We start from the raw sequence: 26998 nt of genomic DNA, 5'->3' as shown, positions 1-26998 counted from the left end.
TCGCTCCCCGTGTCGATCTAGTTATCCGCATTGACCGCGTCGAGCTGCTTCTGCATCTCCGCTTCGGCCGTCTTCAGCATCTCCTCCGGCGACTGCTGGCCGAGCATCATCTTCGTCCAGCCCTTCCAGAGCGGGTCCAGCACCTTCGACTCGTCCTTGATGCCGAGCGTAAAATCCTTCGCCTGCCCGACCATCGAAGCCGCGATAATCTTCGCCTTGGACTCCGGATCGTCGCCGGCTTGCGTGAAGAACGGATCGGCCGCCGCTTTCTTCGTCGACGGCAGAATGTTGACCACCTTGCAGAATTCAAGCTGCGATTCGTCGTTCGTGATGTAGTTGGCGAAGTCGATCGCTTCCTTGTGGTTCTTGCTCATGGTCGGCACGACGACGTCCATGAGGCTCGCCTGGTAATTGCCGCCTTCCTTCTTGGCCGGCATTTTGGCGACGAGCGTGTTGCCGTACACGTCCGGCGCGTTCGTCTTGACGCGGTTCAGGAAGTTCGCGCCCGTCGTCAACGTGGCGATCTGGCCGCCCTGGTATTTGTCCGTCGCGTAGTTGGCGTCGGCGCCTACGCTGTCCTTCGGAATGACGCCCTCGTCGTACAGCGATTTGTTCCATTTCGCCCACTCCAGCGCTTCGGGCGTATCGAGAATGATCTTCTTCTTGTCGTCGCTGATCATCGGCACGCCGGCGAAATACAGGTCGGCAGGCGGGTTCGAGACGAGCGTGAAGCCGTATTTGCCGGTCTTCTCCTTGATCTGGACCGCCTGCTGCTTCAGCTCCTCGAACGTGACGGGCGGCTTGTTCGGATCTAGGCCCGCCTCTTCGTAGATCTTCTTGTTGTACATGAATACGGATAAGCCGAAGTACCATGGGAAGGCATAGGCGCTGTCGCCCAGTTTGGTCGAGTTGTACAGGTCGGGGAAGTAGATGGAGCGCTGCTCTTCGGTCGCTTCCTTGTTCAGGTCGACAAGGGCGTTCTTCGCCGCGAGCGTCAGCGTCATGCCGGTGTTGAGGTTGACGACGTCGGGCGAGTTGCCGCCGGCAATGGACGTCAGCAGTTTGTTTTCCATGGAGCCGTACGGAAGGTCGGTCCATTTCACCGTGATGCCGGGATGCTCGTCTTCGTATTTCTTAATGCGGCCGTTGATGTAATCGTCGAAATTCGGGCTGAGCGAGATGGTCCAGAAATTCAACGCGACGTCTTTCTTGGGCGCATCGTTCGTCGTGCCCGCCGCGTTCGAGCCGCTCCCGTTCTTCGCGTTCGTGCCGGCCGCGCTGCCGGACGGCTTATTCGCGTTCGCCGCGCCGCCGTTCGAGTTATCGTTGCTGCCGCATGCCGCCAACATTGTCAATGACATGCTCCCCACTAAAGCGATGGAAGCCAACTGTTTAACCTTTCCCATGTCAAGGTCCCCTCTTCCTCTTTCTAAAGTGCGCTGCTTAAGGGCATCTTACCTGAAATGGGAAAGGCTGTATTTAACCGTTCATGCTGTAATGTTGTACCATTCTTTAGGTCATTGGCGGAAGAGGGCGGGGCTCACTCTTTGCAGTACAAGCGGATGTACTCCGTCGGCGACAAGCCGACGGCCTTCTTGAAAGCGCGGCTGAACGAGTGAATGGACTGATACTGCATCGTCGAGGCGATTTCCGTGATGCTCAGCGTCTTCGATTTCATCAGCTCGAGCATCTTCTGCAGCCGCTTCTGCGAATAGAAGTTGCGCAGGCTGACGCCCGTCTCTTCGGTGAACAGATGCGACAGATAGGAGTAGCTGTATCCGAGCGCCCGGGACACCTCCGCGAGATCCTGCATCGTCAGCATGTTGTTGTCGATGTAGCTGATCGCATTGTATACGATCTCCTTGGGTCCGCCGCTGCTTTGGTCGTAGTGATAGGCGCTGTCCCAGTCGGAGAAGTAGTTGCGGTACATGAGCACGATCAGCTGGTTCAGATACATCTGCGACATCATCTGCGAATAGTGCGACATGTTGCGGAATTCCTTCAGGGCGTTCAGGAACGCATGCTGCATGTCGAGGCGGTCCTTCGTCAGCGGATGATCGCGCTTGTCCATCATTTTCTGGATGTGGATGAACGGAATCTCGCGGCTCTCGCGGTATTCGTCGTCCGGCTGCAGGTTGAAGAGGAAGCCGACATAGAAGTAACGGAACGGCTCCTTGTCGTCGGCGCCCCCCGTATGCGTCTCGCCGGGAACGTTGATGTACAAGTCGCCCGCCTCCACCTCGCTGCGGACGCCGTTGGTCGAGAACCAGCCCTTCCCCGACATGACGTAGGTGATCTCGTAGCAGACCTGCGTATGCTCCTGCAGCATATACCCGGAATCGCAGCATAAATCGCCGATTTGATAGAGGGTGATCAGCTCGTATTGCTTGGGCTCCAGAAAGTACAGATTGTCGAAGTGGAATCGTTTGCGGTCATGCGCCAAAAATAAAACCTCCTGTGCAAGGGAACGACGCTCCCTGACGTGATAGCCTTGTCCCGTCCGGATGTTCCTTCTCTGCTGCAGATGCTTCATTCGGGGCTTGGCCCAACGGAATGAGTTTATTAAAACACAAAATACCCTAGAAAGGACACCTTCTTCCAAGTGTCTCTCTAGGGGACGCAATGCGGGGGCCGGAAGTTGCAGCGGTATGCGCGGCATTCTGTCCCTCATATGGCGGCACGGGCCGCAGGCGGAGGAGTCCCTTCGCCCATAATAACACGAACAGGTCAATCATGGCGCTTAACCATCCTTAACCTGTTCGATGCCAACCAGTTCCAAGCCAACCTGTTCGATGCCGCCGAGCTATCCCGTTCCGCCTTATTTCACGATCAGCACGGACGCTTTCGCATGCTGCACGACATTGTGCGACACGCTGCCAAGGACATGCTCCATGAATGCCCCGTGTCCCCTGTTGCCGATAACAATGAGATCGCACCGGGTTTCTTCCGCGCGCTCCACGATGATTTTGGCGGGATTCCCGATTCTCAGGATAACCTTGCCATTGGGGATGGACCGTACCTTCCCGGCTGCCTTGTCGACAACGCTTTGCGCATGCTCACGGATGGCTTGCTCTTGATCCGCGGGAGGGTAATACACGCCGTCCGCCAAGACGACGATCGGCTGCGAATATACATGAATCACTTCCAGCTGCGCGGCCTCATTATCCCGGGCAAGCATTATGGCCTGCTCCAGCGCCTTATCGGCTGGGGCGGAACCGTCGTAAGCAACCAGTATGCGTGTATAGGACATTGAATATCGCTCCTTATCGATCAATGAATGGGATGAATGCCTTTGCTGCGTTATTTCCCTTGCTTCTCGCAAGTAGGCGTCAGTCGGATGCGCTTCTTACGTATGCAAGCGGCCTCTCGGATGAAGCTTCGGCGCGCGGTCATGCTTCTTGAAGCGTTCATGAAGATACGGAAGGATATAATGATCCACCCCGAACTTACCGGCATTGGTCCCTGCGGCTGCAATGAAGAATCCGAGAAGGATCAGCCAAGGGTTAGTCGATACCGTACCCGCGAACATGTACATGAAGTTCATCAGCAAGCCGAACAGGACGGCGGTCGTCGTTAAAGCTCCCAGCAGCAAACCCGCGCCTACTAATAACTCGCCCCATGGCACGATGACGTTGAACAGCTTCACATTCGGCAAGGCGACGTGCTTCAGGAACGCCGTGAACGCGGGATACAGCGTCTCGTGCGTGGCGCTGTCCGCAACCGGCTTGGCGATCGCCCCTTTCATGAACCCCGCGGCATCGAACGGCTTGGCGCCGGCAAGCTTATGCCACCCCGCCGTGAGCCATTCCCAGCCTACGTAAATCCGTACTAAGGTTAGCAGAACCGCCGCATACTTGTTCCCTCTCAGCCAATTCATCATCCTCAACATCTCCTTCGCGACTTCTTGCCTTCATCATACCTCCCGCCTCGGCCGATTGTTATCGGGATAAACACGGAGTCTGCGCGGCCAAAGCCCTGAATATCGGCTAAGGGAACGGAAGCTTATCGAAGCCGCCGAAGCGCTGCGCCGGTGACGGCGGTTCAGGGAATTCCCTGAATTACAACGCCGGAGAGAATCGCTATAATGGAAGGGCAAGCGATTCGCCAAACGTGCAGGGAAGGGGTGAGAGGCATGATCGCTCCCTGGAAGAACGACCTTCAATCCCGATTGGATCAGATTCGCGCGTCCACGGACAGCGACTTTGCGGGATTGGCCATGGAAGAGCAGCACCGCCGCCGTATTCGCTGGGTAGCGGCTTCCGGTAACGGCAATGATCGCTATGCGGAACTGGCCGTCCGATCGGGGCGAGGAGTAACGGGCCTCGCGATCAAGCTTGGAAGACCCGTCGTCGCGGATGCGGCCATGCCGGCATCGGAACGCGAACGGCTGCTGCCCGACGATTCCATTATGGCGGTCGAACGATTGCAGGCCGCCATCGTCGTTCCTCTTGCCATCCAAGATGAAATTCGCGGCGTGCTGCTTGTCGGGAGCCGCTCGCAGCGTATATATGAAGAGGGCTGCCTGCAACTGGCGATCGAAGCGGCCGACCGTCTGGCGCCGCGCCTTCGGCAGCTCCTATAGGACCGTTCGAGACGAACCGGCTGCCGCCCCCATGGCGGCGATAGCCGATTCATGCCGGGGAGAACCGGTTCACGCCCGAGAGAGCCGGGCAGACAGCTACAGAAGGAGGACGCTATGATTAAAATCTTGATCGTGGACGATCACGCGATCGTTCGTTCCGGGCTGATGTCCCTGTTGAACGATCATACGAGCATGGAAGTCGTCGGCGAGGCGGCGGAGGGCGACGAGGGAATCGCCAAGGCGCTCAGCCTCAAGCCGGACGTCGTGCTCATGGATTTAAGCATGCCCCACGGGAAAGACGGCCTGTCGGCGACGGCCGAATTGAAGAAGCGCCTTCCCGATTGCTCGATTCTCGTCTTGACGATGCATGACGACGACGAATATTTGTTTCGGGCGATCCATGCGGGCGCCTCCGGCTATATCTTGAAGAACGCCCCGCACGAAGAGCTTGTTTCCGCGATTCATACGATCGCGAACGGCAACGCATACCTGTATCCGACCGCCACGAAGCGGCTGATGAGCGAATACCTGGATAAGCTGAAGCGCGGAGAGCATTCGGACATCTTCGACACCCTATCCGACCGCGAGAAGGAGATTTTGGGCTGGATCGCCAAAGGATACGCCAATAAGGAAATCGCCGAGCATCTCATCATCAGCGTGAAGACGGTCGAAACGCACAAGAGCAACCTGATGGAGAAGCTTGGCTTGAGAACCAGACCGGAGCTGGTCAAGTTCGCGATGAAGAAGGGACTGTTGACCTTTGAATAAGGAGCATGATCACGCCCCGCCCGAAGTCATCGGCCAGAATGTCCGGCAGCTGCTGGCACAGATCGACGCGCAGCTCGCGGACGCGCCGATTCGCGACAGCCTGAAGCTGTCCCTGAAGCAGCTGGCGGATTTGAAATTCGCCCTGGACGAATCGTCCATCGTCGCGATTACGGATGCGCGCGGCATGATTCTGTATGTCAACGACAAGTTTTGCGAAATCTCGCAATACGCCCGTCATGAGCTGCTGGGCAGGGATCATCGCATTATTAATTCCGGCTATCACGACAAGGCCTTCATACGCGACATTTGGCATACGATTACCTCCGGCCGGGTTTGGCGCGGCGACATCCGAAACCGGGCCAAGGACGGCACCTTCTACTGGGTGAATACGACGATCGTCCCCTTCTTGAACGAGGATGGAACGCCTTATCAATTTTTGGCCATACGCAACGAAGTCACCGAGCTCAAACGCGTGGAAGAAGAGCTGCAGCAGATGATGGCGCAAATGATGCACCTGCAGGAAGAGCAGCGCAAGCGGTTCTCCCGCGAACTGCACGACGGGATCGGGCAAAGCATGTTTTCGCTGCTGATTCAGCTCGACCGCATCATTGCCGGGAAAGGAAATCCCGAGCTCGAGAAGCTGCGGCGGAGCGTCTCCTCGGTCATGGAAGAAGTACGCACGCTGGCGTGGGAGCTTCGCCCGTCCGTCCTGGACGATTTGGGCGTCGTTCCGGCTATTCGCACCTACATCGAAAATTACACGCAGCATACGGCCATTCAGGTCGATTTTGTAACGAATTTGCGCAAACGGCTGCCGGCCGCCATCGAAACGACGATCTACCGCGTCATTCAGGAAGCGTTGACCAATATCGGCAAATATGCGGACGTATTCCAAGCCGACGTGAAGGTAACCGATACCGGTGCCGGAATCGAGGTGCGGATCACGGACGCGGGCAAAGGCTTCCTGCGCGACCAAAGCGCGAAGGGCGTCGGCCTGTTCAGCATGGAGGAGCGCGCGCGAAGCATCGGAGGCCAGCTCGCGATCGATTCGAAGCCCGGTCAGGGAACGAGCATCCTGCTGCTCGCGCCGGCTGCGCTATCCCAGCCGCACGAAGAAGAGCGCCCGCGATAAGGGCGCTCTTCCTGCATGCGGATCAGCCTTCCATCCGCTCCTCGTCGAGCATGCTTACCGCTTGACGGAGGATATATTTCTTCTCGACCTTGAAATATTCCGATAAGAGAATCAGCGCTTCGCGCAAGTGGTAGAGCGTCCGTTTCAAATCCTTGGCCGACCGGAGCTCGACCGGCTGCTCCGTTTGTTCGAGGAACAGGTTCAGATAACCGAGCCCCGACCAGAAGTACTGTTCCATGAGCAAGGAAGAGAACCGGATTGAAGGGGCGGCGTCTTCTTCCGCGAAGCAGGCTTGCAGCCCCGGGAGCAGCTTCTCGTCCTCGATCTTCAAGTGGCGCATCAACTGCTCCGCGAACGCGCTGGCCCGCGTGCGCAAAGCTTGAACGGTTCGCTTCCAGTCCCCGTCGCCCGAGACGGGCGCTTCGTCCGCCGACTGGAGCGCCATATCGAATTGATGCAATTCCTGCGTCAAGCCGCGGTGTTCTTCCTGCAAGGTTTTGAGCACATCGGACAGCTCGGCCAACCGCGCCGGCGTCGTGATTCGTTCGTCTGTCTCCATCTTCAACCGCTTCCTTCCCCATTCAAAGCACGGCCCTCTATACATGGGTGCCTCTTGTTCGCTTGCGGCCGCCAGCCGCTTCTTTGCCTTTCATCCACCACTGACGCACGAGCGGCAGGAGATAATGATCCAGCCCGATTTTGCCGGCGTTGCTTCCCGCGGCGATGATGAAGAAACCGAGCAATACGAGCCAAGGGTTCGTCGATACGGTACCGGCAAACATATACATGAAGTTCATCAGCAGGCCGAAGAAGACGGCGGCGGTCGTGAACGCGCCCAGCAGCAAGCCGATGCCGACCAATAATTCTCCCCATGGCACGAGGAAATTGAATAGTTTCACATTCGGAAGCGCAAAGTCGTGCAGAAAGCCGACGAAATTCGGATAGACGCGCGCCTGGGTTCCGCTCTCCAGCACGGGTTTGGCGATCGCCCCTTTCAGATAGCCCCCCGCATCGAACCCTCCGGTGAGTTTATGCCATCCGGCTTTCGTCCACTCCCAGCCCAAATACAATCGCACCAACGTCAGCACAATGGCGGCGTAGCGGTTGTTCCTTAGTCCATTCATCAGCATCCCGACCAGCTCCTTCGTTCGTTCTGTCTTCATCATAGCTGCTGGCGTCCCGCAATGTTATCGGGATAAACACTGATTATCCGGCGTGGAGCTCCCTGATTATGGCGCGGGAATAAGCCGGCCAACGACAAACGGGCCAATCACGTCGTTGCCGACCATGATTGACCCGTTGATGATCCGTCTAAGGCTGCGTAAGGCTTCCCTTGCCCCGCTGCCGCTTAAGCCGTCACCACAGCCGGTGACCGCCCGATATCGCCAGCTCCGTCCCCGTTACCTGGGACGACTCGTCGCTGAGCAGGTAGATAGCGCCGAAGGCGATGTCCTCTTCCGTCTGCAGCCTGCCGCTCGGCACGATCGACGCGCCCCTGGCGGCAAGCTCTTCCTTGCCGATGCCCATCTTCTCGTGCAATTCGACTTCGCCGTCCGAGGCGACCCAGCCGACCGTAATCCAGTTCGACCGAATCCGTTTGCTGCCGAAGTGCGCCGCGATATGCTTGCTCAGCGTAAGCGCGGCTCCCTTGGACAAGGAATACGCCGCGAGATCCGGCTGGCCGACGTAAGCGTTGGTGGAGCCGATCTGGACGATCGACCCGCCGCCCGTTTCGCTCATCGCGGCGACCGCGTACCGCGAACAATAGAATGCGCCTTTCACGTTCACGTCGAACACGTCGTCGAACAGCTCTTCGGGCGTGTCCAGCAGGTAGCCGCGCGGGAAGATTCCCGCGTTGTTCACCAGTCCGTCGATGCGCCCGAATCGTTCCGCCGCCGCTGCCATCAGCCGCTCGCATTCGGCCGGCTTCCTGACGTCGGTCCGGACATAGATCGCTCCCGAGCCCGTCTGCTGCCCGACATCGCGCGCGGCCGCTTCTCCTTCCTGCTCGTTTGGCCCCGCCAGCACGACGTTCGCTCCTTCGAAGGCGCATTTCAGCGCAATGCCTTTGCCGATGCCGCGCGTGCCTCCCGTGACGACGATCGTTTTGCCTGCAAGCCGTACTCCCGTTCGATTCATGCCTTCGCTCCCCATTCCGCTAGTTTGGCTTTCAAGAACACGGCTGACTGCCGCATCTCTTCCAGCCCGTTAACGCCGTCTTCGATCGAGATCCACCGGTGGAATCCGATATCGCGCAGATTCGAGAAGATCGCGTCATAATCGTTCAGCCCTTGGCCGATCACGCCATGCGCCAGCGCCTCCGAATACCCCTGCAAGGAATACTCCCGCAAATCGTCAAGCGTATAGCCCGGCTTCAAATACCGGTCGCTCGCATGCATCGTCATGATGCGGTCCTTCGTCAGCTCCATGACGTCCAGCGGCTTCTCCCCGGCCAGCAGCGCGTTCGACGGATCGAAGTTGACGCCGAACCAAGGCGAGTCGATCTCCGCGACGATCGCCATGAAGACGTCCGAGGACTGCGCGAACTCCGGATACACCCAGTAGCCGTCCTTGTAATGGTTCTCCATCACGAGGTGAACGCGGTTCGCTTCCGCGTACGGCAGCAGCCGCTTGATGCACGCCGCCGTCCAGGCAATGCCGTCTTCGTGGGCGACGCCGGGGCGATTCTGGCCGGACAACACGCGGACGCTGCGGAACTCCTCCGGCCCGAGCAGCGCCATCACGTCGATCATGCGCTTCATTCGCTCGACTTCCGCTTCGCGGGCCGTCTCGTCCGGCTGCACGAAGTCCGGCGAAGAGCACATCATCGGGATCGCAAGCCCCTGCTCGCCGGCGGCCGTCTTCACGCGGCTCAAATACGCTTCGCCGTGCTCCTTCAGAAACGTCGGATACAGCTCGATTCCGTCTACGCCGAGCGTTCCCGCCAGCTCGATCCATTCGAAGACCGTCATCGCGCCGGTCGTCAATTCATCCATGTACCCCTTCGGGAATACGGCGATTCTCGCATCGCGCAGACTAGGATTGGACACTGTTCTTCACCTTCGCGACCAGATTTTCCAGCACCGCCTTGAGCTCGGCGCGATCCGTGCTCGGACGAAACTCCTTGCGGTCGATGACGAGCGGGGCGCCCACGACGACAAGCGGCGCGCCGCGTCTCGGCATGTCCGCCGCCTGCTCGATCGAGAGGCCGCCTACGGCCTGCACGGGAATCGACACCGCGTTCACGACCGCATCCAGGTGATCGTACGGGCTCCGGGCCGGGTCTTCTCCCCGTTCGTCGAACGAGGTATGGACGAGAATATAGTCCACGCCGTTCCGCTCCAGGAATTGCGCGCAGGCGACCGGGTCCGGGGCGGCCATAATATCGCCCATGACCTTGATGCCGTAATCGCGCGCCGCGCGCACGACGGCGCGAACCGTCGCCGGATGGGCGACGCCCATGACGACGACGTGGGTAGCGCCGGCCTTGGCCATCATCTCCGCTTCCAGATAGCCGCCGTCCATCGTTTTCAAGTCCGCGACGATCGGATGGTTCGGGAACGCCTCGCGCAGGGCGACGACCGCGTGCAGGCCTTCCCCAAGCAGCAGCGGCGTGCCCGCCTCGATCCAGTCCACCCCTGCGTCCACGGCGACATGCGCCATTTCGAGCGCCTCTTCAATCGTCGTCAAATCAAGCGAAATTTGCACGATCGGTTCCATTTCAGCCTCATCTCCCGTTTCCGTTTTAGCCTTCAGGCAGAATTATCGATTTCGCGTGCTGCAGCGAATCCATCTCGTCGAACGCTTGCTTCCAGTCCGCGATGCCGTATGCCTTCGCCATCGGCAACGGGTCGATCAGGCCGCTGCCCATGAGGGTCAGCACCTTCTCCCACATCGGATAGTTATGGCTGAACGAGCCTTGAAGCCGCGCTGCCTTCTGAATGAGCGGATCGAGCGAGAAGCCGACGGGAGCCGGGCCCCAGCCGATCTTCGTAATCTGGCCGCCCGGCCGAACGGCGTCGATGCTTTGGCGCAGCGAAGCGCTCACGCCGACGGCGTCCAGAATCAGGTCCGGCCCGAAGCCGTCCCCGTACGACAGCAGCTCTTCCACCACGTTCTGCCGATCCGCGACGATGACGCAGTCCGCCCCGAACCGCTTGGCGATCTCCAGTCTGTTCGCGTCCTTCCCGGTGCCGATCACCGTCAGCCGGGCCGGGTTGAACAGCTTCGCGATCTGCACGCAGAGCAAGCCGATCGGACCCGGTCCGAACACCGCGACGTAATCGCCCGGCCGGATATGGGAATGATGGGCGACCGCGTTATAGGCGACGCAGGAAGGCTCCGTCAACGCCGCTTTCTCGAAGCTGACATTGTCCGGAACGCGATGCACGATCGCTTCCCTCGTCCGGACGAATTCCGCCATGGCGCCGTTCTCCAGCACGCCGAAGCCGCGCCGCGTCGGGCATAGATTATATTGGCCGGTACGGCAGTAGATGCAGGTCTCGCAGACGTAGGACGGCGTTTCGCTGACGACCCGGTCGCCGATCTTGAACTGCGTCACTTCCGTTCCGACGCCCGCGACGACGCCGGAGAACTCGTGCCCGAGCGTGACCGGCCGGGCGACCGGGAAGCCTTGAATGTCGTGATACATATGCAGGTCGCTGCCGCACACGCCGGCCGCCTTCACTTGAATGAGCACTTCCTTGGGCTTCAAATCCGACGGGACGGGGACATCCCGGACCTCGACGCTTCCGCTTCCCGATGCATAATTGACTACGGCTCTCATAGACGGTCTCCTTTTCGAATGACGAATCGGTCACGCTCATGGGGTTGTCGGCTTGGCTGCATGCGGATTCGCCGCGTAATTGCTACACGTTCGCTTTCTTGCCCGTTTCGGCCGATGCGACAACGGCGTCGATGATCCGTTGAACGCGGTCTCCCGCGACGAAGTCGGGCAGCTCGATCGTCGGCGCTTGTCCGCCGCGGGCCTGCACGATCGCGTCCGCCCACCGCCACGACTCGTTGTCGGCGGAATTCCGGTACGGGCGGAACCGATCCTCCGAAGGCGTCTCGGCGCGGTCGATCGGCAGCAAGCCAGGCAGCTCGACCGTTTCCCATTCGCCGCCCGCTCTGGCGTACGTCAGTTGTCCCCCGTAGCCGCAGCTCATGTGCTTGAAGCTTCCCTCGGTGCCGTGCAGCTCGATCGCCAGCGTCTGGAGATTGTTGCCTTGCGGCTTCACCCAGCTCGTCTGGAAGGCGACATGGCCGCCGGATGCAAAATCGGCCAGGAACGCGACGGAATCGGCCGCTTGATCCGCATTCGAGCGAGCGGTGAAATCGACGCCTTGGCCGGACTCCAGGCAGCGAAGAGAGCCTTGCACGGCGTCGATCGCATCGCCCAGTATGTATTGCGACAGATCGATGATATGAGAGCCGAGGTCCTGCAGGACGCCGCCGGCGCCGCCCGATCGAACGGAGCCGCGCCATCCCGGAGGCCCGGACAGCCCGTAGTCGCCCGTATATTCGAAGCGGCCTTCGAGCAGACGGCCGATCGCGCCGTCCTTCACGGCCCGGCGCATGTATTGAACGGCCGGATGCTGCCGAACCGAGAAATTGACCCCGTGAACGACGCCGGCTTGTTCCGCCGCCCGCCTCATCGCGGCCGTCTCCGCGCCGTTCATGGCCAGCGGCTTCTCGCACAGCACATGCAGCCCGCGTTCGATCGCAGCCATCGTCAGCGGGTGGTGAAGGTCGTTCGGCGTTACGATGCAGACGCCGTCCAGCTCCGCCTCGTCCATCATTTCTTCGGCCGAGCGATACACGCCGGCAATGCCGTACTTGGCCGCCAGCGTCTCGGCGTTCGTGCCGTTCTTGCTGCAAATTGCGGCGACATGCACCTCCGGATGACTTGTCAGAACCGGCAAAAACCACAAATCCGTAAACCAGCTGGCTCCGATGAGTCCGATGCGAATTCGTTTGTCGTTAACCATCTTGCATTCCTCCTTGGCAGGGCTGTAAGCGTTTTTAAGTACAGGATGTACAAAGCTTTCGATATCGGGCTGCGTATTCCTCCCTAGACGGGAAATTATGAGCGATTTAATCAAATCATGTCGGGTTTTGGGCAGGTGGAGCGTATGAAGGTCCGGGCGGCGCAGCCGGGAATGCGTGCCGCTTGCGCTCGAGCCGCCGCTTGCCGGCGCGAAAAAGGCGGAGCCGCTATAATCGCCTCCGCCCAGCTTTCATTCCATGCCCGACAAGCCCGCTGGAGCACCTGCGCCGAAGCGTGCTAGTTCGCCAGCAAATCCATGAACCGGTGAACCGGCATGCTCTCCAGCTCCTGCGGGTTGCCGCACAGCTCGACGAGGCGGCGTACCCGCTCATCGGAATAATGCGTCGCCAGATTCGCCTCGAACTTCCTCTGCAGCAGCGGAATGCCTTCGCCGCGTCTGCGCCGGTGACCGATCGGATATTCCGTGACCTCCTGCTCCGAAATGCCTCCGTCGCGGAAGAACACCTGCACCGCGTTCGCGATCGACCGCTTCTCGGGATCGAGGTAGTCGCGCGAGAACTGGGCGTTCTCCGTCACCTTCATGAGACTGCGCAGCCTGTCGATGCGCGGATCCGATGCCGCTTCGTCCTCGTAATCATCCGCCGTCAAACGGCCGTGCAGCAGCGCGACCGCCGTCATGTACTGGAGGCAGTGATCGCGGTCGGCCGGATTGTGCAGCGGACCGGTTTTGTCGATGATGCGAATCGCGGACTCATGCGTCGAGATGACGATCCGCGCGATGTCGTCGAGCCTGTCGGCCACCAGCGGCTGCAGGCGGATGGCGCTTTCCACGGCGGTCTGGGCATGGAATTCGGCGGGAAAGGCGATCTTGAACAGCACGTTCTCCATGACGTAGGAGCCGAAAGGGCGTTCCAGCGCGACGGGACGTCCCTGGAACAGCGCATCGCTGAAGCCCCAGCCTTTGGCCGTGACCGCGGACGGATAGCCCATCTCGCCGCGCAGCGTCAGGAACGCCAGCTGCAAGGCGCGGGCCGCCGCGTCGCCCGCCGCCCAGGATTTACGCGAGCCCGTATTCGGCGCGTGCCGGTAGACGCGCAGCGGATGCCCGTCGAGCCAGGCATGCGAGAGCGCGCTGACGATATCGTCCTTCGTTCCGCCGAGCAGGCCGGTCGCGACGGCGGTCGAAGCGACCTTGACGAGAATGACGTGATCCAGGCCGACGCGGTTGAAGCTGTTGCCGAGCGCCAGCACGCCCTGGATTTCATGCGCCTTGATCATGGCCGTAAGCACGTCGCGCATGACGAGCGGCGTTTTGCCTGCGGCGTCGTTCCGCCTGCTGACATAATCGGCGGCCGACAGAATCGCCCCGAGATTGTCGGACGGATGGCCCCACTCCGCCGCCAGCCACGTATCATTGAAGTCGAGCCAGCGGATCAGGCAGCCGATATTGAACGCGGCCGTCACGGGGTCGAGCTCATGCGCCGTGCCCGGAACCCGGACGCCGCCGGGCAGCACCGCGCCGGGAACGACGGGACCGAGCAGCTTCGTGCACGCCGGGTATTTCAACGCCAATGTCCCGCAGCCGATCGTGTCCATCAAGCAATAACGCGCCGTCTCGTAAGCCATCTCGCTGCGGATGCGGTAATTCGCCGCATAGTCGGCGATGTCGACGAGCAGCTGGTCCGGCTCGGGTCTTGCGTTCGGTTCATGAACCTGCGACAATTTGCGTCACCTCGCTTTCGATCTATCGCCTCGCGTGCAGTTCCAGCCATAGCAGGTTATCCGGTCCGTCGTAGGCGGCCGTCGGCCGGATGATCCGGTTGTTCTCTCGCTGCTCCATGATATGCGCCGTCCATCCCGCCAGCCGGGCGATGACGAAGATCGGCGTGAACATGGCGGTCGGGATGCCCATGAAATGATAGGCGGTCGCGCTGTAGAAATCGAGATTGGGGAACAGGTTCTTCTCTTCCCGCATCACCCGCTCCACCGCTTCGGACACCGGGTACAGATAACCGTCCTTCGACCAGAAAGAAAGCATCTCCGACCATTTCTTGATAATGTCGGAGCGCGGATCGGAGACGCTGTACACGCGATGGCCGAAGCCCATGATCAGCTGCTTCCGCGCGAGTCTGGCGCGCGTCGCTTCCGCCGCTTCTTCCGGCGACTCGAACCGCTCGATCAATTCCATGACGGCCTCGTTCGCGCCGCCGTGCAAGCTGCCGCGCAGCGTGCCGATGCCCGTCGCGATGCAGGAATAGAAGTTCGACAGCGTCGAAGCCGTCACGCGGGCGGCGAAGGTGGAGGCATTGAACTCATGCTCCGCGTAGAGCGTGAGCGAGATGTCGAACACGCGCCGGGCGCGGATCGCGGCATGCCGGCCGTGCAGCAGGTAGAGGAAATGGCCGGCGACGGTATAATCCTCGTCGGGCGGAACGGGCATGCCGGCCGATGAGGGCTGCCGGCTGCCGGCTGCTTCTACGGCCGTCGGATCTTCGGCTTCCTCTTGCGGAGGCTCGCCGGCTGCCGGGCAATCCGGCCCGTCGCCGTCGGGCAAGCCGTCTGCCGTATCGGCCGTGAATACGGCCTGCTGCGGCTCCGCGGACTTGGCCGGCGGCCCGGTTGCCCCTTCGCGCTCGCCCCGGTGAAAATGATGCCAATGCAGCAGCATCGGCCCCGTCAGCGCGATGAGCCGATCCGCGATATCGGCGGCCTGCCGCTGCGGCGATTCCGGCTCCAATGTACCGAGCGCAACGCAGCCGGCCTGCAGCACCTCCATCGGGTGCGCGTCCGCCGGCAGCAGCTCGAGAATCCGCTTCAGCGTCTCCGGCAGCCGGCTTGCGGCGTCGAGCTTGCGCCGGTAATCCGTCAGCTCGTCGACATTCGGCAGCTTGCCGCGGATGAGCAGGAACGCCGTCTCCTCGAAGCTGCCGCGCTCCGCCAAATCATCGATCGCATAGCCGCGGTACGTAAGCCCGCGGCCGTCTTTTCCCACTGTGCTGACCGCAGTAACGCCCGCCTCCACGCCTGCCAGTCCGCCGGGCTTCTTCACCGCCATTCCTCATCCCTCCTCCGGGTTCTTCTCTCGGTCAAACAGTTCATCCAGCTTGCGCTCGTACGCGTAATAGTCCAGATACCCGTACAACTCCTCCCGCGTCTGCATCCTCCCCACGACGTCCGCCTGGGTGCCCCGCTCCCGAATCGTCCGGTACACCTCGAGCGCGGCCTTGTTCATCGCCCGGAACGCCGAGAGCGGATAGAGCGCCATGGCAACCCCGGCCGAGCCCAGCTCCTCCGCGGTGAAGAGCGGCGTGCGTCCGAATTCCGTGATGTTCGCAAGCACCGGCACGCGCACCTGCGAGGTGAAGGCCCGGTATGTCCCGAGGTCGGTCGCCGCCTCCAGAAAAATCATATCCGCCCCCGCTTCCACGTACGCCAGCGCGCGCGCGACCGCGCCTTCCATTCCTTCCGACGCCAGCGCGTCCGTCCGGGCCATCAGCACGAAATCCGCGTCATGCTTCGCGTCCGCCGCGCTCGCGATCCGGTCGGCCATCTCGCCCGACGGCACGATCGCCTTGTTCGGCCGGTGGCCGCACCGCTTCGCTGCCGCCTGGTCCTCGATATGGATGCCCGCAGCCCCCGCGCGGATCATCTCCCGCACCGTGCGGGCGATGTTGAACGCGGAGCCGAAGCCCGTGTCGGCGTCGACCAGCAGCGGCAGGCTCGTCGCGCCGGTTATGCGGCGCACCTCTTCGGTCACGTCGTTCAATGTCGTGATGCCCAGGTCCGGCAGGCCGAAAGACGCGTTCGCCACGCCGGCGCCGGACAGGTACAGCGCGCGAAAGCCGGCCGCCTGCGCCAGCATCGCGGCGTAAGCGTTGACCGCCCCCGCGATCTGCAGCGGCTTCTCCTGCAGCAGCGCCGCCCGGAAGCGGCTGCCGGGCGAAGCGCTTGCGCGGGCGGAGCCGACAGCGGCGGCGTGGGTGCCGGGGGCGGTACTGCTTGCGCCGCTGGCTGCGGCGCTGACTGCGGCGCTGGCGTCACTGGATCGGCCGGAGCCGTTCACGGCGGCCTCGGTGGCTCCAGTGACACTACCCGCAGCGCCGCTGCCCACGGCTCCGCCGCTATCACTGCGCCCTGCGCCAACATCGCCGCCAATGTCTTGTACGCCGGCCCCCTCGCTGTTCACATCCTTGCAGCCGCGTTTCATCGCGACGCCTCCTCCCTGCTGCATGCGCGCTACCCCTTCAGCAGCTCGCCCGAAATCACGATCCGGTGGATCTCGTTCGTCCCCTCGTAGATCTGCGTCACTTTCGCGTCGCGGAACAGCCGTTCCGCCGGGTGCTCCTCCGTCAGCGCCTCCGGGCCGCACAGCTGCAGCGCCCGCGTGGCGACGCGGACGGCGGTGTCGCTGGCGAACATTTTCGCCATCGATGCCTCCTTCGTGCACGGGCGGCCCCGCTGCAGCAGCTCCGCCGCGCGGTAGACGAGCAGCGCCGCCGCCTCCGTGCCCGCGGCCAGATCCAGCAGCTCCGCCGCGGCTCTCGCCCGCTGGCGGCGCGGCACCCGCGGCAGCTCCCGCTCCGCCAGCGCCAGCGCCGCGCGCGCAATGCCGAGCGCCTGCGCGCCGATGCCGATGCGGCCGCCGTTCAAGGCCGATTTCGCGATGCGGAAGCCTTCGCCTTCCTTCCCGAGCCGCTGCGCCGCAGGTACCTGCACCCCTTCCAATATCAGCTCGCAGGTGTTGGAGCCCCGAAGTCCCATTTTCTTCTCCTTGCGCCCTACGGTCAGGCCCGGCGTGTCTGCCCGGACCAAGAACGCCGTAATGCCGCCGCCCGTTCGCCCTGCCCCGCCTTCGCCATCCCGCCTGCGCTGCGATGCCGCGCTTCCGCCCTCTGCTCCGCCATGCTCTCCGCCCCGCTCCTTATCCGCGACCGCCAACGACGCACCCGCAGATGACGCAGCCGATGCCCCGTCATCCTGCACGACGGCAAACAGCACGTACTGGTCGGCTTCCCCGGCATTGGTGATGAACACTTTGGTACCCGTCAGGAAGTAGTCGCCGCCCCTGCGCACGGCGGCCGTCCGGATCGTCGACGCATCCGAACCGGCATGCGGCTCCGTCAGCGCGAACGCGCCGAGCCATGCGCCGGATGCCAGCAGCGGCAGGCAGCGCGATCGCTGCTCCTCCGTGCCGTGATAGACGATGGGCAGCGTCCCCACCGACGTATGCACGGCCAGAATGACCCCGGCCGCCGCGCTCACCCGCGATATTTCCTCGATGGCCAGCATATAGCCGATCATATCGCAGCCGCTTCCACCCCATTCGGCTGCGATCGGCAGGCCGAGCAAGCCGCGGCGCCCCATCGCGGACACAAGCGCCCGCGGAAAAACATCCTTCTCCTCCATCGCCTTCGCCGCCCGCGCCACTTCCGACTCGGCAAACTCGCGCACCCGCAGCCGCAGCGCCTCCTGCGCCGCCGTAAACCGTAGCTTCACCGGGAGATCAGCTCCCTTCCCCGTCTCCGTAGACGTAGAATCCCCGCCCGCTTTTGCGTCCGAGCCAGCCCGCATGCACGTAGCTGCGAAGCAAGGGGCACGGCCTATACTTGGAATCGCCGAATCCTTCATGCAGAATCTCCATGATCGCGAGGCATGTATCGAGACCGATCAGGTCCGCAAGCGCGAGCGGACCCATCGGATGATTCATGCCGAGCGTCATGATGCCGTCCACCGTCTCCGCCGTCGCCACGCCCTCGTATACCGCGTACACCGCTTCGTTGATCATCGGCATCAGAATCCGGTTGCTCACGAAGCCCGGATAGTCCCGCACCTCCAGCGCCGTCTTCCCCATCCGTCCCGCGAGCGCCGCCGTCTCGGCATACGTCTCGTCGCTCGTTCGCAGTCCCCGGATGATTTCGACCAGCTTCATGGCCGGAACGGGGTTCATGAAATGCATGCCGATCACCTGCTCCGGCCGTCCCGTTACGGCGGCCAGCTCCGTCAGCGATAACGAGGACGTGTTGCTTGCGAGAATCGTCTTGTCGCCGCAAATGCCGTCCAGCTGGCCGAAAATCTTCTTCTTCACCGCCATGTTCTCCGTTGCCGCTTCGATAACCAGCTCGGCTTCGGCCGCCGCGCTCAAATTGCCGCAGGGCACGATGCGCGCCAGCGCGGTTGCCGCCGCTTCCGACGTCAGGCGGCCTTTGGCCGCGCTGGCGGCAAGCGCCTTGCCGACCGCATCGAGCGCCTCCGATACGCGGGCGTCGTCGGTATCATGCAGCAGCACCCGGCAGCCCGCCAGCGCCGCGACCTGTGCGATGCCGCGCCCCATTTGTCCCGCTCCGACGACGGATACGTTCAGAATCGTCAAGCTGCGTCCCCCCTTCAATAATGGATGCCAACGCGAGGCGGGCGGCAGCTCAAGATTGTTACCCTAGCCCTAGCCCTAGCCCTCGACCCGCAGCAGCAGCGCGTCCCCTTGTCCGCCGCCGCTGCAGATGGCGGCGATGCCGAGCCCTCCGCCCCGGCGCCGCAAAGCGTTGATCAGCGTGACGACGATTCGCGCGCCGCTCGCGCCGACGGGATGCCCCAGCGCGATCGCGCCGCCGTTCACGTTCACCTTGTCGCTCTCCCAGCCGAGAATGCGGCCGCAGGCCAGCACGACGGCGGCGAAGGCCTCGTTCAGCTCGATGCGGTCGATCGCATCCAGCTGCAGTCCCTGCCGCTGCAGCAGCTTCTGCACGGCCAGCGCCGGCGCGATGGGGTACAGGCGCGGCTCCGTGCTGACCGCCGCATGCCCGATAATCGTCGCGAGCGGCGCGGAGCCCTCGCGCAGCGCCCGCGCTTTCGATGCGACGACGACTGCCGCCGCGCCGTCGTTCACGCCCGGCGCGTTGCCCGCCGTTATCGTGCCGGTGCCGTTCAACATGAAGGCCGGCTTCAGCGCGGCCAGCTTCTTCAAGCTGCTGTCCCCGCGCGGCGGTTCATCCGTATCGACGGCGAACACGTGGCTCGCGGCGGGCGTTCCCTCATCCAGCGGAACCGCAACGATTTCCGCATGGAAGATACCCTGAAGAATGCCTTGCACCGCGCGTTCATGGCTGCGCAGCGCCCATTCGTCCTGCTCCGTGCGGGAGATGCCGTATTCGGCCGCGAGGCCGTCGGCGTATTCGCCCATCAGGCCGCCCCCCGTCGCGCAGCGAAGCCCGTCGCGCTGAAGCAGATCCGTCACGGCGCCGTCGCCCATGCGCCGGCCGAACCGGTAATCCCGCAGCGCATAGGGGACGCTGCTCATGCTCTCCATGCCGCCGGCCGCGACGATCTCCGCATCGCCCGCGGCAATGATCTGCGCCGCCATCGTGATGCTCCGCAGGCCGGAGGCGCACACCTTGTTGACCGTGGATGCGGGAATCTCCGCGCCTAGGCCGGCGAACAGCGCGGCCTGGCGCGCCGGGTTTTGCCCCGCTCCCGCTTGAATCGCCATCCCCATCAGGACTTCGTCGACCGATAACGCCGAAACCCCGCTCCGCCGCAAAGCGCCCTGGAGCGCGATCCCGCCGAGCTCCGGGGCCGGCCGTCCTTTCAAAGCGCCGCCGAATTTGCCGAAAGGCGTTCGCGCGCCGCCGATAATAACCGTTTCAGCCACGTCCTTTTCCCTTCCCCGCCCGCCGCGGCGGCATGTGATCAAGTCCGTCCAGCGCTTTAAACATATGCACCGTCTTCGCGTCCCGCATATACCGTTCGACGGGATACTCCTTCATATAGCCGTAGCCGCCGTATACCTGCACGGCTTGGATGGCGCCCGCCACGGCCGCTTCGGAGGCGTACCGCAGCGCCAATGCGGCTGCCGCGCCTTCGTCCGCCGCTCCGGCATCCGCGCGCCATGCGGCCTGCTGCACGAGCAGCTGCGCGGCGCTCGCGCCCGCCTCCAGGTCCGCGAGCACGAACGCGATCGCCTGGTGCTTCGCGATCGGCTTGCCGAACTGCGCGCGCCCCTTGGCGTAGCCGAGCGCGGCGTCGGCCGCACCGCGCGCGATGCCCGCCGCGATTGCCGCCAGCCCGCAGCGGACGCCGGCGGTCGCTCCCCGGGCGATCGTCGCTCCCTGCCCCTCGCGGCCAAGCCGGAAGCCTGCCGGCACGCGGCAGTCCCGGAACGCGAGATGCGCCATTCCCGCGGATCGCAGGCCCAGCTTCTTCGTCACGGGCTGCACGTCGAGCCCGGGACAGTCCCTGCCGACGACGAAAGCGCTGTACCGCTTGCGCCTGCTCCCCGCCGGGCCGGCAGCCGGCTCGATCATCTCCGCGTATACGATGAAGAGGTCGGCTTGCGAGCCGCCGAGCATGTATTTCTGCTGACCGTCCAGCATGTATGCATCGCCATCCCGTCTCGCCGTGACGCCGACGCGCAGCCGCGACGCGCCGGCGACCGCTCCCGGCAGCACGCCGGTTGCCGGCAGGCTTCCCTCGAGCAGCGCTTCCCGGTACGTCCGCTGCGCTTCCGCGCCGCCGAATCGCAGCACCGGCCATGCCGCCAAACAGACATGCGCCCACAGGGCCGCGGCAAGCGAAGCATTCGCCCTGGCCAGCTCCTGCAGCACGAGCGCGAAGCCGACGAAGCCGCCGCCCGCGCCGCCGTCTTCCTCCGGCCAAGGCAATGCCGTGAACCCCAGCTCCGCCAGCTCGCCGAACGACTGCCTGTCGAACGTCTCCGCCTCGTCAAGCGGTCCAGCCCGGCGCGCGGCTTCCTGCTCCGCATACCGCGCCGCCATGTCCCGGATCATCGTCTCTTCCTCCGAAAGTCCGAACTCCATGCGCATAACGCCCCCCTTCCCGGAACAGACAGAGCGCCCCATGCCTACAACCGCTTATTACATCGTATTTTCCACATCGCCGATTCATGATAGAGCGAAGGCTCGACCGCGCCCATCCGCCCAAAAAAGGCCTGGCCCGCTTGGCCGTCAACCCGTGGCGGCGCAAAAAGATCCCGCCCTTCCGAAAGCCGGAAAAGCGGGATCTTTACATTTTCTTCTTGCAACCGTTACGCGCCAATAACGATCCGTTAACAATGCCGCGATAAGCTGAAACCAGCCTATAACGACAGGAGGATCAACGAGAAGATGAAGCGCGTCCGCAATTTGAAAGCCAGGCTGCTTAAATGGCGCATGGCCTGGAAGCAATTGAATAAAGGCAGCATGCCGCAGGCGGTATAAAGTCCCCGCATGGCATTGCCCCGGCGCATGCCGCAGGCTGATCCGATACGTATAACCTTGACCGACAAGGCTGCAAGCCCCGGCAACGCGAGCTCGCCAAGGCCTGCTTGCACTTTCTTGCGCTACCTTTCACTACCTTACGCTACTCTTGCACTACATTTGCTCATGCTTTCGAGCTTATTCCTTATCTTGCTCCTTCGCCTTCGTCCCCCGCCTGATCCGGCGCTCCGCCAGCTCCGGATGCCGCGCGAACAGCGCCTCGTATTTCGCCTTGGCCTCCGCCTGCTTCCCTTGCATGAGCGTCAGGTCGGCCAGCATCAAATCCGCCTTCCAATCCGCGATCGACTCGTCCGCCGATACCGCTCCTCTGTACGTACGGAACGCGGATTTCGCCGCTTCCGCATGCCGCTGCGCTTCCCGGAGCGTTGCCGCCGCGCGGGCCGTCTGCGCCTCCGCCAGGCGAAACAGCGCATCCGGATAATCCGGCTGCAGCTCCAGCGCCTTGCGGCAGACGCGTTCCGCGTCGGAGAACGCCCGCTCGGCCATATGGATCTGATGCAGCAGCATCCAGACCTGCAGCCGCCTCCCGAAGCCCGGCGTAGTCTCGGCCGCCGCGTCCGCCCGCAGCAGCGCCGCCTTCGCAGCGGCGGTATCGCCGGACAACAGCGATTCGCGCGCGTAATACAGCAGCCATCCGGGGTTATCCGGCTCTTCTTCGATCATCAGCGCAAGCAGCCTCAGGTTGCGTCCGATCGTCCCTTTGGCCGTCATGATATCCGGCTCGTAGCCGTCATGATGAACGCGAATGCGCGCATTCCGCCGCAGGATGGACGCGTCGTACATGTCCCGCCCCTCGATAACCACCTGCTCGTGCAGCCGCCCGTAATAGCGCAAGCCCCGGCGTACCGGAAACATCCTCGGCACGCCGAAATCGGTCGACAGCCCGCCTCGGACATGGTTGACCTGGCTAATATTGAGCACGACATGCTCATGCGCCTCATGATAGATGCCCGCCGCTGCCCGGACGGCGGCAGCATCCTCCGGGAACAGCCACTCGTCGGCGTCCACCCACAGCACCCAGTCGCTCTGAATATGCGGGAGAGCCGAATTCCGCTTCTCCGCCAGGTCATCGCACTGCGCCGTGCCGCGCAGAATCTTCACCTTCGGGAAACGCGCGGCGATCTCGCTCGTGCCGTCCGTAGAAGCGGAATCGATCACGATGATTTCATCCACGGCATCGATCAAGCTGACAATGCAGCGCTCGATGCAGCGCGCTTCGTTGCGCGTCAGAATGGCCGCGGCAACCGTAACGGTGGAAGGCGGAGCGAGCAGCCGCCGGATATCGCGGCGCTCCGGGCCATCCGGCCTTGCGGCCAACGCCCGCTCGACGCCGGGCATCCACTGCGCCTGCGGATCCAGCAGCGCGGCCCGGTCGAACGCGCCGCGGGCCGCCTTCGCATAGCCGTCGTGCATCAGCGCTTCGCCAAGAAACACCCAGCTTTGGGGATCCAGCGGATCAGCCGTTATTTTCTCCGTCGCCAGCTTCTCCGCTTCGGCGTACCGCCCTTCCTGAAGCGCCCGCCGAACGGCCTGCGTCCGTATATCCGTTGTCGTCATCCGCTTGCCCCCCCTTATGTATGTCGTTCGAACGAGAAGAAAGGCCAACTGCGCCAGTTGGCCTTTCCGTCGCGAGGCCGAGCCTCGGGCATCAAGCAAGTCCCCACTCGTCATGGCCGACATAGAAGTAGATATCTTTCGAATGGCTGCCGTCCGTAATGGTCAGCTTGACGAGCTCCCGTCCGTACATCGGCATTTCCGAGTATCCCGGATCCGGCTCTGCCACGAAGGTCAAAACATTGTCGCCGATGTTCACGTCCGAGAGAAGCGAATTATCCGACATCGTAACCTCCAGCGCGGACGGATCGGACGTGTCCAGGCCGTCCAAGTAAGACGTATTGGACAAATTGAACGAAGCGCCCCAGTCATCATCGGTGAATGACACCTGCTCATCGTAGACGTATACGGAGTAATCGTAACTCGCCGTACCGTCCTCCTTCCCGTCGGATGCATGAACCGTCATTTGCCCGCTGCCTGGAGCAATACCGTGAACGTATACGACGTCATTCCCGGAAGGCACTTCCGTATAAAACAATGCCGGATCGTTCGAGCTGACGGCCAACGATTGAATCGCATCCTCCTCCGGGTCCGAGAAGTACAGCCCCGTCGGTTCGCCGCCCTTCTTGACGAAGACCGTTCTCTCCTCGCTTTCCAACCCCTCTTCCGTCGGCGCGCTGTTCTGGCTGATCATGATTCTGTAGCGGCCTGTCGTGCCCGCTCCGTCCCTGGCTTCCACGTCGACATACAGATGACCTTCGTACCGTTCCGACGCATAGATCTCAAGGAAGCCGTCGCTCTTCCAGTCCGAATATCTGCTTAAATCCTGCAGGCGGTCGTCATAGCCTGTCACGCGGAATTCCGACGCATCCGGGAAGATCTCTTGGGGATAGACGAACGCGGCATATGCATCGCCTCCGTAAGGCATGTATATCGTGCCGATATCCTGCGCAGCCATGCCGTCCACCGCGACCTGGAACCGGTCATATATAAACAAGCCGTGCTCGTCCTTGGCGACCGCTTCAACCCAAGCGCTGCTGCCGGAACGAAGGTTCAACGTGAGCAGGCTGCCATTGATCGTTGTCGTTAACGCGGCCCCTTCCACCTTGCTGTCGAATGCATAGTTTCCTTCAAAGTAATCCGCCAAATCGATCGTTGCGCTCGTCTCCGAGTAAGGGTAGGTCACATCGGTCAATTCGCTTCCGCCGCTTGGCGAAATCTCGATGCTCTGCGTTACCCAATTCTGGTCGCCGGCCTTTCTTGCCATGACCGTGATGCGGGTGACGCTGGACGAGCCGGTCGTCTGCAAATTAAGATAAGGCCCGGACAAGCTCGTGTCGATATAATCGCCGTCATCGACGGCATAGTCGTAGATCACTTCGTCCGTCGCGGCAGCCTCGAACATCTTGGACAAGTCGATCGTCGCCCACTGCCCTTGGCTCATGCTGAACGCATTATCGTCGCTAACGGCATGCTTGATGAACGGGCCGTCTACGATGCCCGGATTCCCTACCGTTACTTGGAAGCTATCGTAAATCGTTAAACCGGTCCCGTCGTCCGCGGCCAGCCGAACCAGCGAGCTGGTGTCGGCTTGAAGGCCCAGCGTCAATACGCTGCCATCGATTGCGGCCGTCGCCGGTCCTTCCGGCACGGAAGGCTCGAACGTATAGGTGCCTTCAAAATAATCCGCCACATCGATCGTCGCCGTCTCCTGCGGGCCCGGGTACGTCTTGTCCGTCAGCTTGCTTCCATCGCCCGACCTAATCGTAATCGTCTGCGACGCCGAAATTTCGCTGCCTGCGATGCTCGCATGAACCGTAAGATGGGTGACGCTCGACGAACCGGTCGTTTGCAGGTACAGCTTGGACCCGTCCAGGCTCGGACTGACATAATAGCCGTCATCGACCGTATAGTCGTAGCTGACTTCTCCCGGGCCGTCGACTTCGAACATGCGGGACAAATCGATCGCCGCCGATTGCCCCGTGCGAATGCTGAAGGCATTATCGCCGCTGATGCTGTGCTTGTCGATAACCGTCCCGGCATTGCCGCCCATTTCCTCCGACACGACCCGGAACCGATCGTAAATCGTCAAGCCGCTGCCGTCCGCGGCGGCCAGCTTGACCTGCGAGCTGGTGCCGGCCTGAAGGCCCAGCGTCAATACGCTGCCGTTGACAGCTGCCGTGGCCGGCCCTTCCGGCACGGAAGGCTCGAACGTATAGCTCCCGTCGAAGTATGCCGCCAAGTCGATCGTCGCGGTCGCCTGCGAGCCCGGGTACGTCTTGTCCGTCAGCTTGCTTCCGTCGCTCGGCCTGATCGTAACCGTCTGCGCCGTCCAATGCGCCCCGTTGTCTCCGCTTGCCTTGACCGTGATATGGCTGACGCTCGGCGAACCGGTCGTATTCAAGTACAAATAAGGCCCCTCTAAAGCCGGATCCACGTAGTAGCCGTCTTCGACGGCATATTCATACCTCACGTCGCCTTCGCCGGTTGCTTCGAACATCCGGGACAAGTCGATCGTCGCCGATTGTCCGCTGCGGATGCTGAAGTCGTTATCGTCGCTGATGCTGTGCAGGATGAACGCGCCCTGCGCCTCCACGTGAAACGTCATCGTCGCCGTCTCGGCCGATCGATCGTCGGATGCCGCCACGACGACGTCCATGCTGGCGGCGCCGCTGGCATGCAGCTCCAGCCTCGACCCTTCCGCGATCCGCCCGTAGGCGAGCGTACCGCTCGCAGGATGATCGTAGTCGTTGCCTTCGATGATGCGGTACGACAGCGCATCTCCGTCCTCGTCGCTGAAATAATCGCTCAGATCGAACGTTTCCGTGTCATGGCTCCCAGGCGTCAGATGGACCTGCTGCACGTCCGCGCTCGCGGAGCCCGCCGCATTGCGCAGGAACACGACAGGCGGATGGTTGACCGGCGGGGCGGAGCTGGACACGGCGGCTTGCAGCAGCCGGCGGTAATCTTCCGTCGTCTTAAACTCGCCGGCATGCGCCTTGTAGTACCGGATAACGTCCCCGATATCGGCCGTGCCCGCGCTGTTCAGCGCATAGTTCGGCTGGACCGTCAGCGTGAATCGCTCATGCACGTAATTCTCCGTCCCCGGCGCCCGTGCCATCAGATCGACCTGCGTCGTGCCGGCCTTCTTCATCGCGATGCGAAGGCTCTTGCCGGCTCCGTCGCCGATGACGCCGACGTCCGCGACCGAGCTGAACTGGACGAACGCCGAATAGGTATATTCGCCGGCATCCCGAAACACGTCGTTCAAATCGATCGCGAAGCTGTTGCCCGCGACCAGCGAGGCCGAATAGACCTGCTGCAGCAGGTCGTCCATGCTCGCTTTCAATTGCGGCGCCTGCACGCTTTGCGCGCCCGCCGCGGCAGGCACGGACATCGCCAGCGGCACGGCTGCCGCGGCCGCGCCGAACAGCCGGATGGCCTTGCTTGCGGACATCGCCCGTTTCTTGTTCGGTTTCTTCCTCATCGACGATCATTCCCCCTCTAATCGGCCAACGCTCTCCATCTATGAAACGCTCTCGGCCTATGAAACGCACTCAAACTATGGAAAGCTCTCAACCTATGGAAAGCACTCAGCCTATGAAAAACCTCCTTGCAGCGCCCGCGGAGACTCGCTGCCAAGACGGCGAAATAACTGCCATATCCTACCTCCACTATACCAT

At 62.3% G+C, this 26998-nt stretch carries 23 protein-coding genes; 3 read left to right on the top strand and 20 right to left on the bottom strand.

Annotated features, from left to right (window positions below; all coding sequences use genetic code 11):
- Positions 1-17: 17 nt before the first annotated feature.
- The 4 genes from GXP70_RS05845 to GXP70_RS05830 all read right to left on the bottom strand — a co-directional run bounded on the left by GXP70_RS05845 (position 18) and on the right by GXP70_RS05830 (position 3880).
- Entirely contained in the window at positions 18-1349 is a 1332-nt protein-coding gene (locus GXP70_RS05845; protein ID WP_225442833.1) for an ABC transporter substrate-binding protein, read from the bottom strand.
- 191 nt (positions 1350-1540) lie between these two features.
- A complete protein-coding gene (locus tag GXP70_RS05840) occupies positions 1541-2443 on the bottom strand; it encodes an AraC family transcriptional regulator (protein ID WP_162355587.1) in 903 nt (300 codons plus the stop codon).
- Positions 2444-2818: 375 nt separating this feature from the next.
- Positions 2819-3250, bottom strand: coding sequence for a universal stress protein (locus GXP70_RS05835; RefSeq protein ID WP_162355586.1), 432 nt, complete (start codon positions 3248-3250; stop codon positions 2819-2821).
- Positions 3251-3346: 96 nt separating this feature from the next.
- On the bottom strand, positions 3347-3880 hold the full coding sequence (locus tag GXP70_RS05830) for a DoxX family membrane protein (RefSeq protein WP_192043420.1): 534 nt from the start codon (positions 3878-3880) through the stop codon (positions 3347-3349).
- Positions 3881-4132: 252 nt separating this feature from the next.
- Here GXP70_RS05830 and GXP70_RS05825 point away from each other — a divergent pair, with 252 nt between their 5' ends.
- From GXP70_RS05825 to GXP70_RS05815, 3 genes are all read left to right on the top strand, one after another.
- On the top strand, positions 4133-4582 hold the full coding sequence (locus GXP70_RS05825) for a GAF domain-containing protein (RefSeq protein WP_162355585.1): 450 nt from the start codon (positions 4133-4135) through the stop codon (positions 4580-4582).
- A 114-nt stretch (positions 4583-4696) separates the two neighbouring features.
- Positions 4697-5350 (top strand): response regulator, encoded by a 654-nt coding sequence (locus tag GXP70_RS05820; protein WP_162355584.1) that lies wholly within the window; start codon positions 4697-4699, stop codon positions 5348-5350.
- On the top strand, positions 5343-6482 hold the full coding sequence (locus GXP70_RS05815; protein WP_162355583.1) for a PAS domain-containing sensor histidine kinase: 1140 nt from the start codon (positions 5343-5345) through the stop codon (positions 6480-6482). The genes GXP70_RS05820 and GXP70_RS05815 overlap by 8 nt, the downstream gene beginning before the upstream one ends.
- A 22-nt stretch (positions 6483-6504) precedes the next feature.
- On the opposite strand, the gene GXP70_RS05810 is transcribed toward GXP70_RS05815, so the two are convergent.
- The 16 genes from GXP70_RS05810 to GXP70_RS05735 form a co-directional block, all read right to left on the bottom strand.
- Positions 6505-7041 carry a hemerythrin domain-containing protein gene (locus GXP70_RS05810; RefSeq protein WP_162355582.1) on the bottom strand — a complete coding sequence of 179 codons (537 nt, stop codon included), beginning with the start codon at positions 7039-7041 and terminating at the stop codon, positions 6505-6507.
- A gap of 37 nt (positions 7042-7078) precedes the next feature.
- Positions 7079-7612, bottom strand: a complete 534-nt coding sequence (locus tag GXP70_RS05805) for a DoxX family membrane protein (RefSeq protein ID WP_162360313.1) — start codon at positions 7610-7612, stop codon at positions 7079-7081.
- A 226-nt stretch (positions 7613-7838) separates the two neighbouring features.
- A complete protein-coding gene (locus GXP70_RS05800; protein WP_162355581.1) occupies positions 7839-8621 on the bottom strand; it encodes an SDR family NAD(P)-dependent oxidoreductase in 783 nt (260 codons plus the stop codon).
- The gene (locus GXP70_RS05795) at positions 8618-9532 is read right to left on the bottom strand and encodes a sugar phosphate isomerase/epimerase family protein (RefSeq protein ID WP_225442677.1); all 915 of its coding nucleotides are present in this window, start codon (positions 9530-9532) and stop codon (positions 8618-8620) included. Before GXP70_RS05795 ends, GXP70_RS05800 begins: the two co-directional genes overlap by 4 nt.
- Positions 9519-10202 (bottom strand): orotidine 5'-phosphate decarboxylase / HUMPS family protein, encoded by a 684-nt coding sequence (locus GXP70_RS05790; RefSeq protein ID WP_162355580.1) that lies wholly within the window; start codon positions 10200-10202, stop codon positions 9519-9521. Before GXP70_RS05790 ends, GXP70_RS05795 begins: the two co-directional genes overlap by 14 nt.
- Positions 10203-10227: 25 nt before the next feature.
- Positions 10228-11268, bottom strand: a complete 1041-nt coding sequence (locus tag GXP70_RS05785; RefSeq protein WP_162355579.1) for a zinc-binding dehydrogenase — start codon at positions 11266-11268, stop codon at positions 10228-10230.
- Between the two features lie 82 nt (positions 11269-11350).
- Positions 11351-12472, bottom strand: a complete 1122-nt coding sequence (locus GXP70_RS05780; RefSeq protein WP_162355578.1) for a Gfo/Idh/MocA family protein — start codon at positions 12470-12472, stop codon at positions 11351-11353.
- A 296-nt stretch (positions 12473-12768) separates the two neighbouring features.
- A complete protein-coding gene (locus GXP70_RS05775; RefSeq protein ID WP_162355577.1) occupies positions 12769-14214 on the bottom strand; it encodes a bifunctional 2-methylcitrate dehydratase/aconitate hydratase in 1446 nt (481 codons plus the stop codon).
- Positions 14215-14236: 22 nt separating this feature from the next.
- Positions 14237-15547 carry a citrate/2-methylcitrate synthase gene (locus GXP70_RS05770; RefSeq protein ID WP_162355576.1) on the bottom strand — a complete coding sequence of 437 codons (1311 nt, stop codon included), beginning with the start codon at positions 15545-15547 and terminating at the stop codon, positions 14237-14239.
- 3 nt (positions 15548-15550) lie between these two features.
- Positions 15551-16723, bottom strand: coding sequence for a methylisocitrate lyase (gene prpB / locus GXP70_RS05765; protein WP_225442676.1), 1173 nt, complete (start codon positions 16721-16723; stop codon positions 15551-15553).
- A 5-nt stretch (positions 16724-16728) separates the two neighbouring features.
- Positions 16729-17988: an acyl-CoA dehydrogenase family protein gene (locus GXP70_RS05760; RefSeq protein WP_225442675.1), complete on the bottom strand. Its 1260-nt coding sequence runs from the start codon at positions 17986-17988 to the stop codon at positions 16729-16731.
- 7 nt (positions 17989-17995) lie between these two features.
- Complete coding sequence (locus tag GXP70_RS05755; protein ID WP_162355574.1) at positions 17996-18862, bottom strand: 3-hydroxybutyryl-CoA dehydrogenase; 867 nt, start codon at positions 18860-18862, stop codon at positions 17996-17998.
- A gap of 75 nt (positions 18863-18937) precedes the next feature.
- A complete protein-coding gene (locus tag GXP70_RS05750) occupies positions 18938-20137 on the bottom strand; it encodes an acetyl-CoA C-acyltransferase (protein WP_162355573.1) in 1200 nt (399 codons plus the stop codon).
- Positions 20130-21302 carry an acyl-CoA dehydrogenase family protein gene (locus GXP70_RS05745; protein WP_162355572.1) on the bottom strand — a complete coding sequence of 391 codons (1173 nt, stop codon included), beginning with the start codon at positions 21300-21302 and terminating at the stop codon, positions 20130-20132. Before GXP70_RS05745 ends, GXP70_RS05750 begins: the two co-directional genes overlap by 8 nt.
- A 576-nt stretch (positions 21303-21878) precedes the next feature.
- A complete protein-coding gene (locus tag GXP70_RS05740) occupies positions 21879-23318 on the bottom strand; it encodes a glycosyltransferase family 2 protein (protein ID WP_162355571.1) in 1440 nt (479 codons plus the stop codon).
- A 91-nt stretch (positions 23319-23409) separates the two neighbouring features.
- Positions 23410-26802: a hypothetical protein gene (locus GXP70_RS05735; RefSeq protein ID WP_162355570.1), complete on the bottom strand. Its 3393-nt coding sequence runs from the start codon at positions 26800-26802 to the stop codon at positions 23410-23412.
- Between the last annotated feature and the right edge of the window lie 196 nt (positions 26803-26998).

The sequence above is a fragment of the Paenibacillus lycopersici genome (genome assembly GCF_010119935.1).
Lineage (GTDB): Bacteria > Bacillota > Bacilli > Paenibacillales > Paenibacillaceae > Paenibacillus_Z > Paenibacillus_Z lycopersici.
This window is presented reverse-complemented; position numbering and strand designations above follow the sequence as displayed.

Excerpts from the sequence above, each read along its gene's own strand:
- GXP70_RS05845 (WP_225442833.1), bottom strand. The coding sequence starts at position 1,349 with ATGTTGGCGGCATGCGGCAGCAACGATAACTCGAACGGCGGCGCGGCG.
- GXP70_RS05835 (WP_162355586.1), bottom strand. The coding sequence starts at position 3,250 with ATGTCCTATACACGCATACTGGTTGCTTACGACGGTTCCGCCCCAGCC.
- GXP70_RS05830 (WP_192043420.1), bottom strand. The coding sequence starts at position 3,880 with ATGATGAATTGGCTGAGAGGGAACAAGTATGCGGCGGTTCTGCTAACC.
- GXP70_RS05825 (WP_162355585.1), top strand. The coding sequence starts at position 4,133 with ATGATCGCTCCCTGGAAGAACGACCTTCAATCCCGATTGGATCAGATT.
- GXP70_RS05820 (WP_162355584.1), top strand. The coding sequence starts at position 4,697 with ATGATTAAAATCTTGATCGTGGACGATCACGCGATCGTTCGTTCCGGG.
- GXP70_RS05810 (WP_162355582.1), bottom strand. The coding sequence starts at position 7,041 with ATGGAGACAGACGAACGAATCACGACGCCGGCGCGGTTGGCCGAGCTG.
- GXP70_RS05805 (WP_162360313.1), bottom strand. The coding sequence starts at position 7,612 with ATGCTGATGAATGGACTAAGGAACAACCGCTACGCCGCCATTGTGCTG.
- GXP70_RS05800 (WP_162355581.1), bottom strand. The coding sequence starts at position 8,621 with ATGAATCGAACGGGAGTACGGCTTGCAGGCAAAACGATCGTCGTCACG.
- GXP70_RS05790 (WP_162355580.1), bottom strand. The coding sequence starts at position 10,202 with ATGGAACCGATCGTGCAAATTTCGCTTGATTTGACGACGATTGAAGAG.
- GXP70_RS05785 (WP_162355579.1), bottom strand. The coding sequence starts at position 11,268 with ATGAGAGCCGTAGTCAATTATGCATCGGGAAGCGGAAGCGTCGAGGTC.
- GXP70_RS05780 (WP_162355578.1), bottom strand. The coding sequence starts at position 12,472 with ATGGTTAACGACAAACGAATTCGCATCGGACTCATCGGAGCCAGCTGG.
- GXP70_RS05770 (WP_162355576.1), bottom strand. The coding sequence starts at position 15,547 with ATGGCGGTGAAGAAGCCCGGCGGACTGGCAGGCGTGGAGGCGGGCGTT.
- prpB (WP_225442676.1), bottom strand. The coding sequence starts at position 16,723 with ATGCAGCAGGGAGGAGGCGTCGCGATGAAACGCGGCTGCAAGGATGTG.
- GXP70_RS05745 (WP_162355572.1), bottom strand. The coding sequence starts at position 21,302 with ATGGAGTTCGGACTTTCGGAGGAAGAGACGATGATCCGGGACATGGCG.
- GXP70_RS05740 (WP_162355571.1), bottom strand. The coding sequence starts at position 23,318 with ATGACGACAACGGATATACGGACGCAGGCCGTTCGGCGGGCGCTTCAG.
- GXP70_RS05735 (WP_162355570.1), bottom strand. The coding sequence starts at position 26,802 with ATGAGGAAGAAACCGAACAAGAAACGGGCGATGTCCGCAAGCAAGGCC.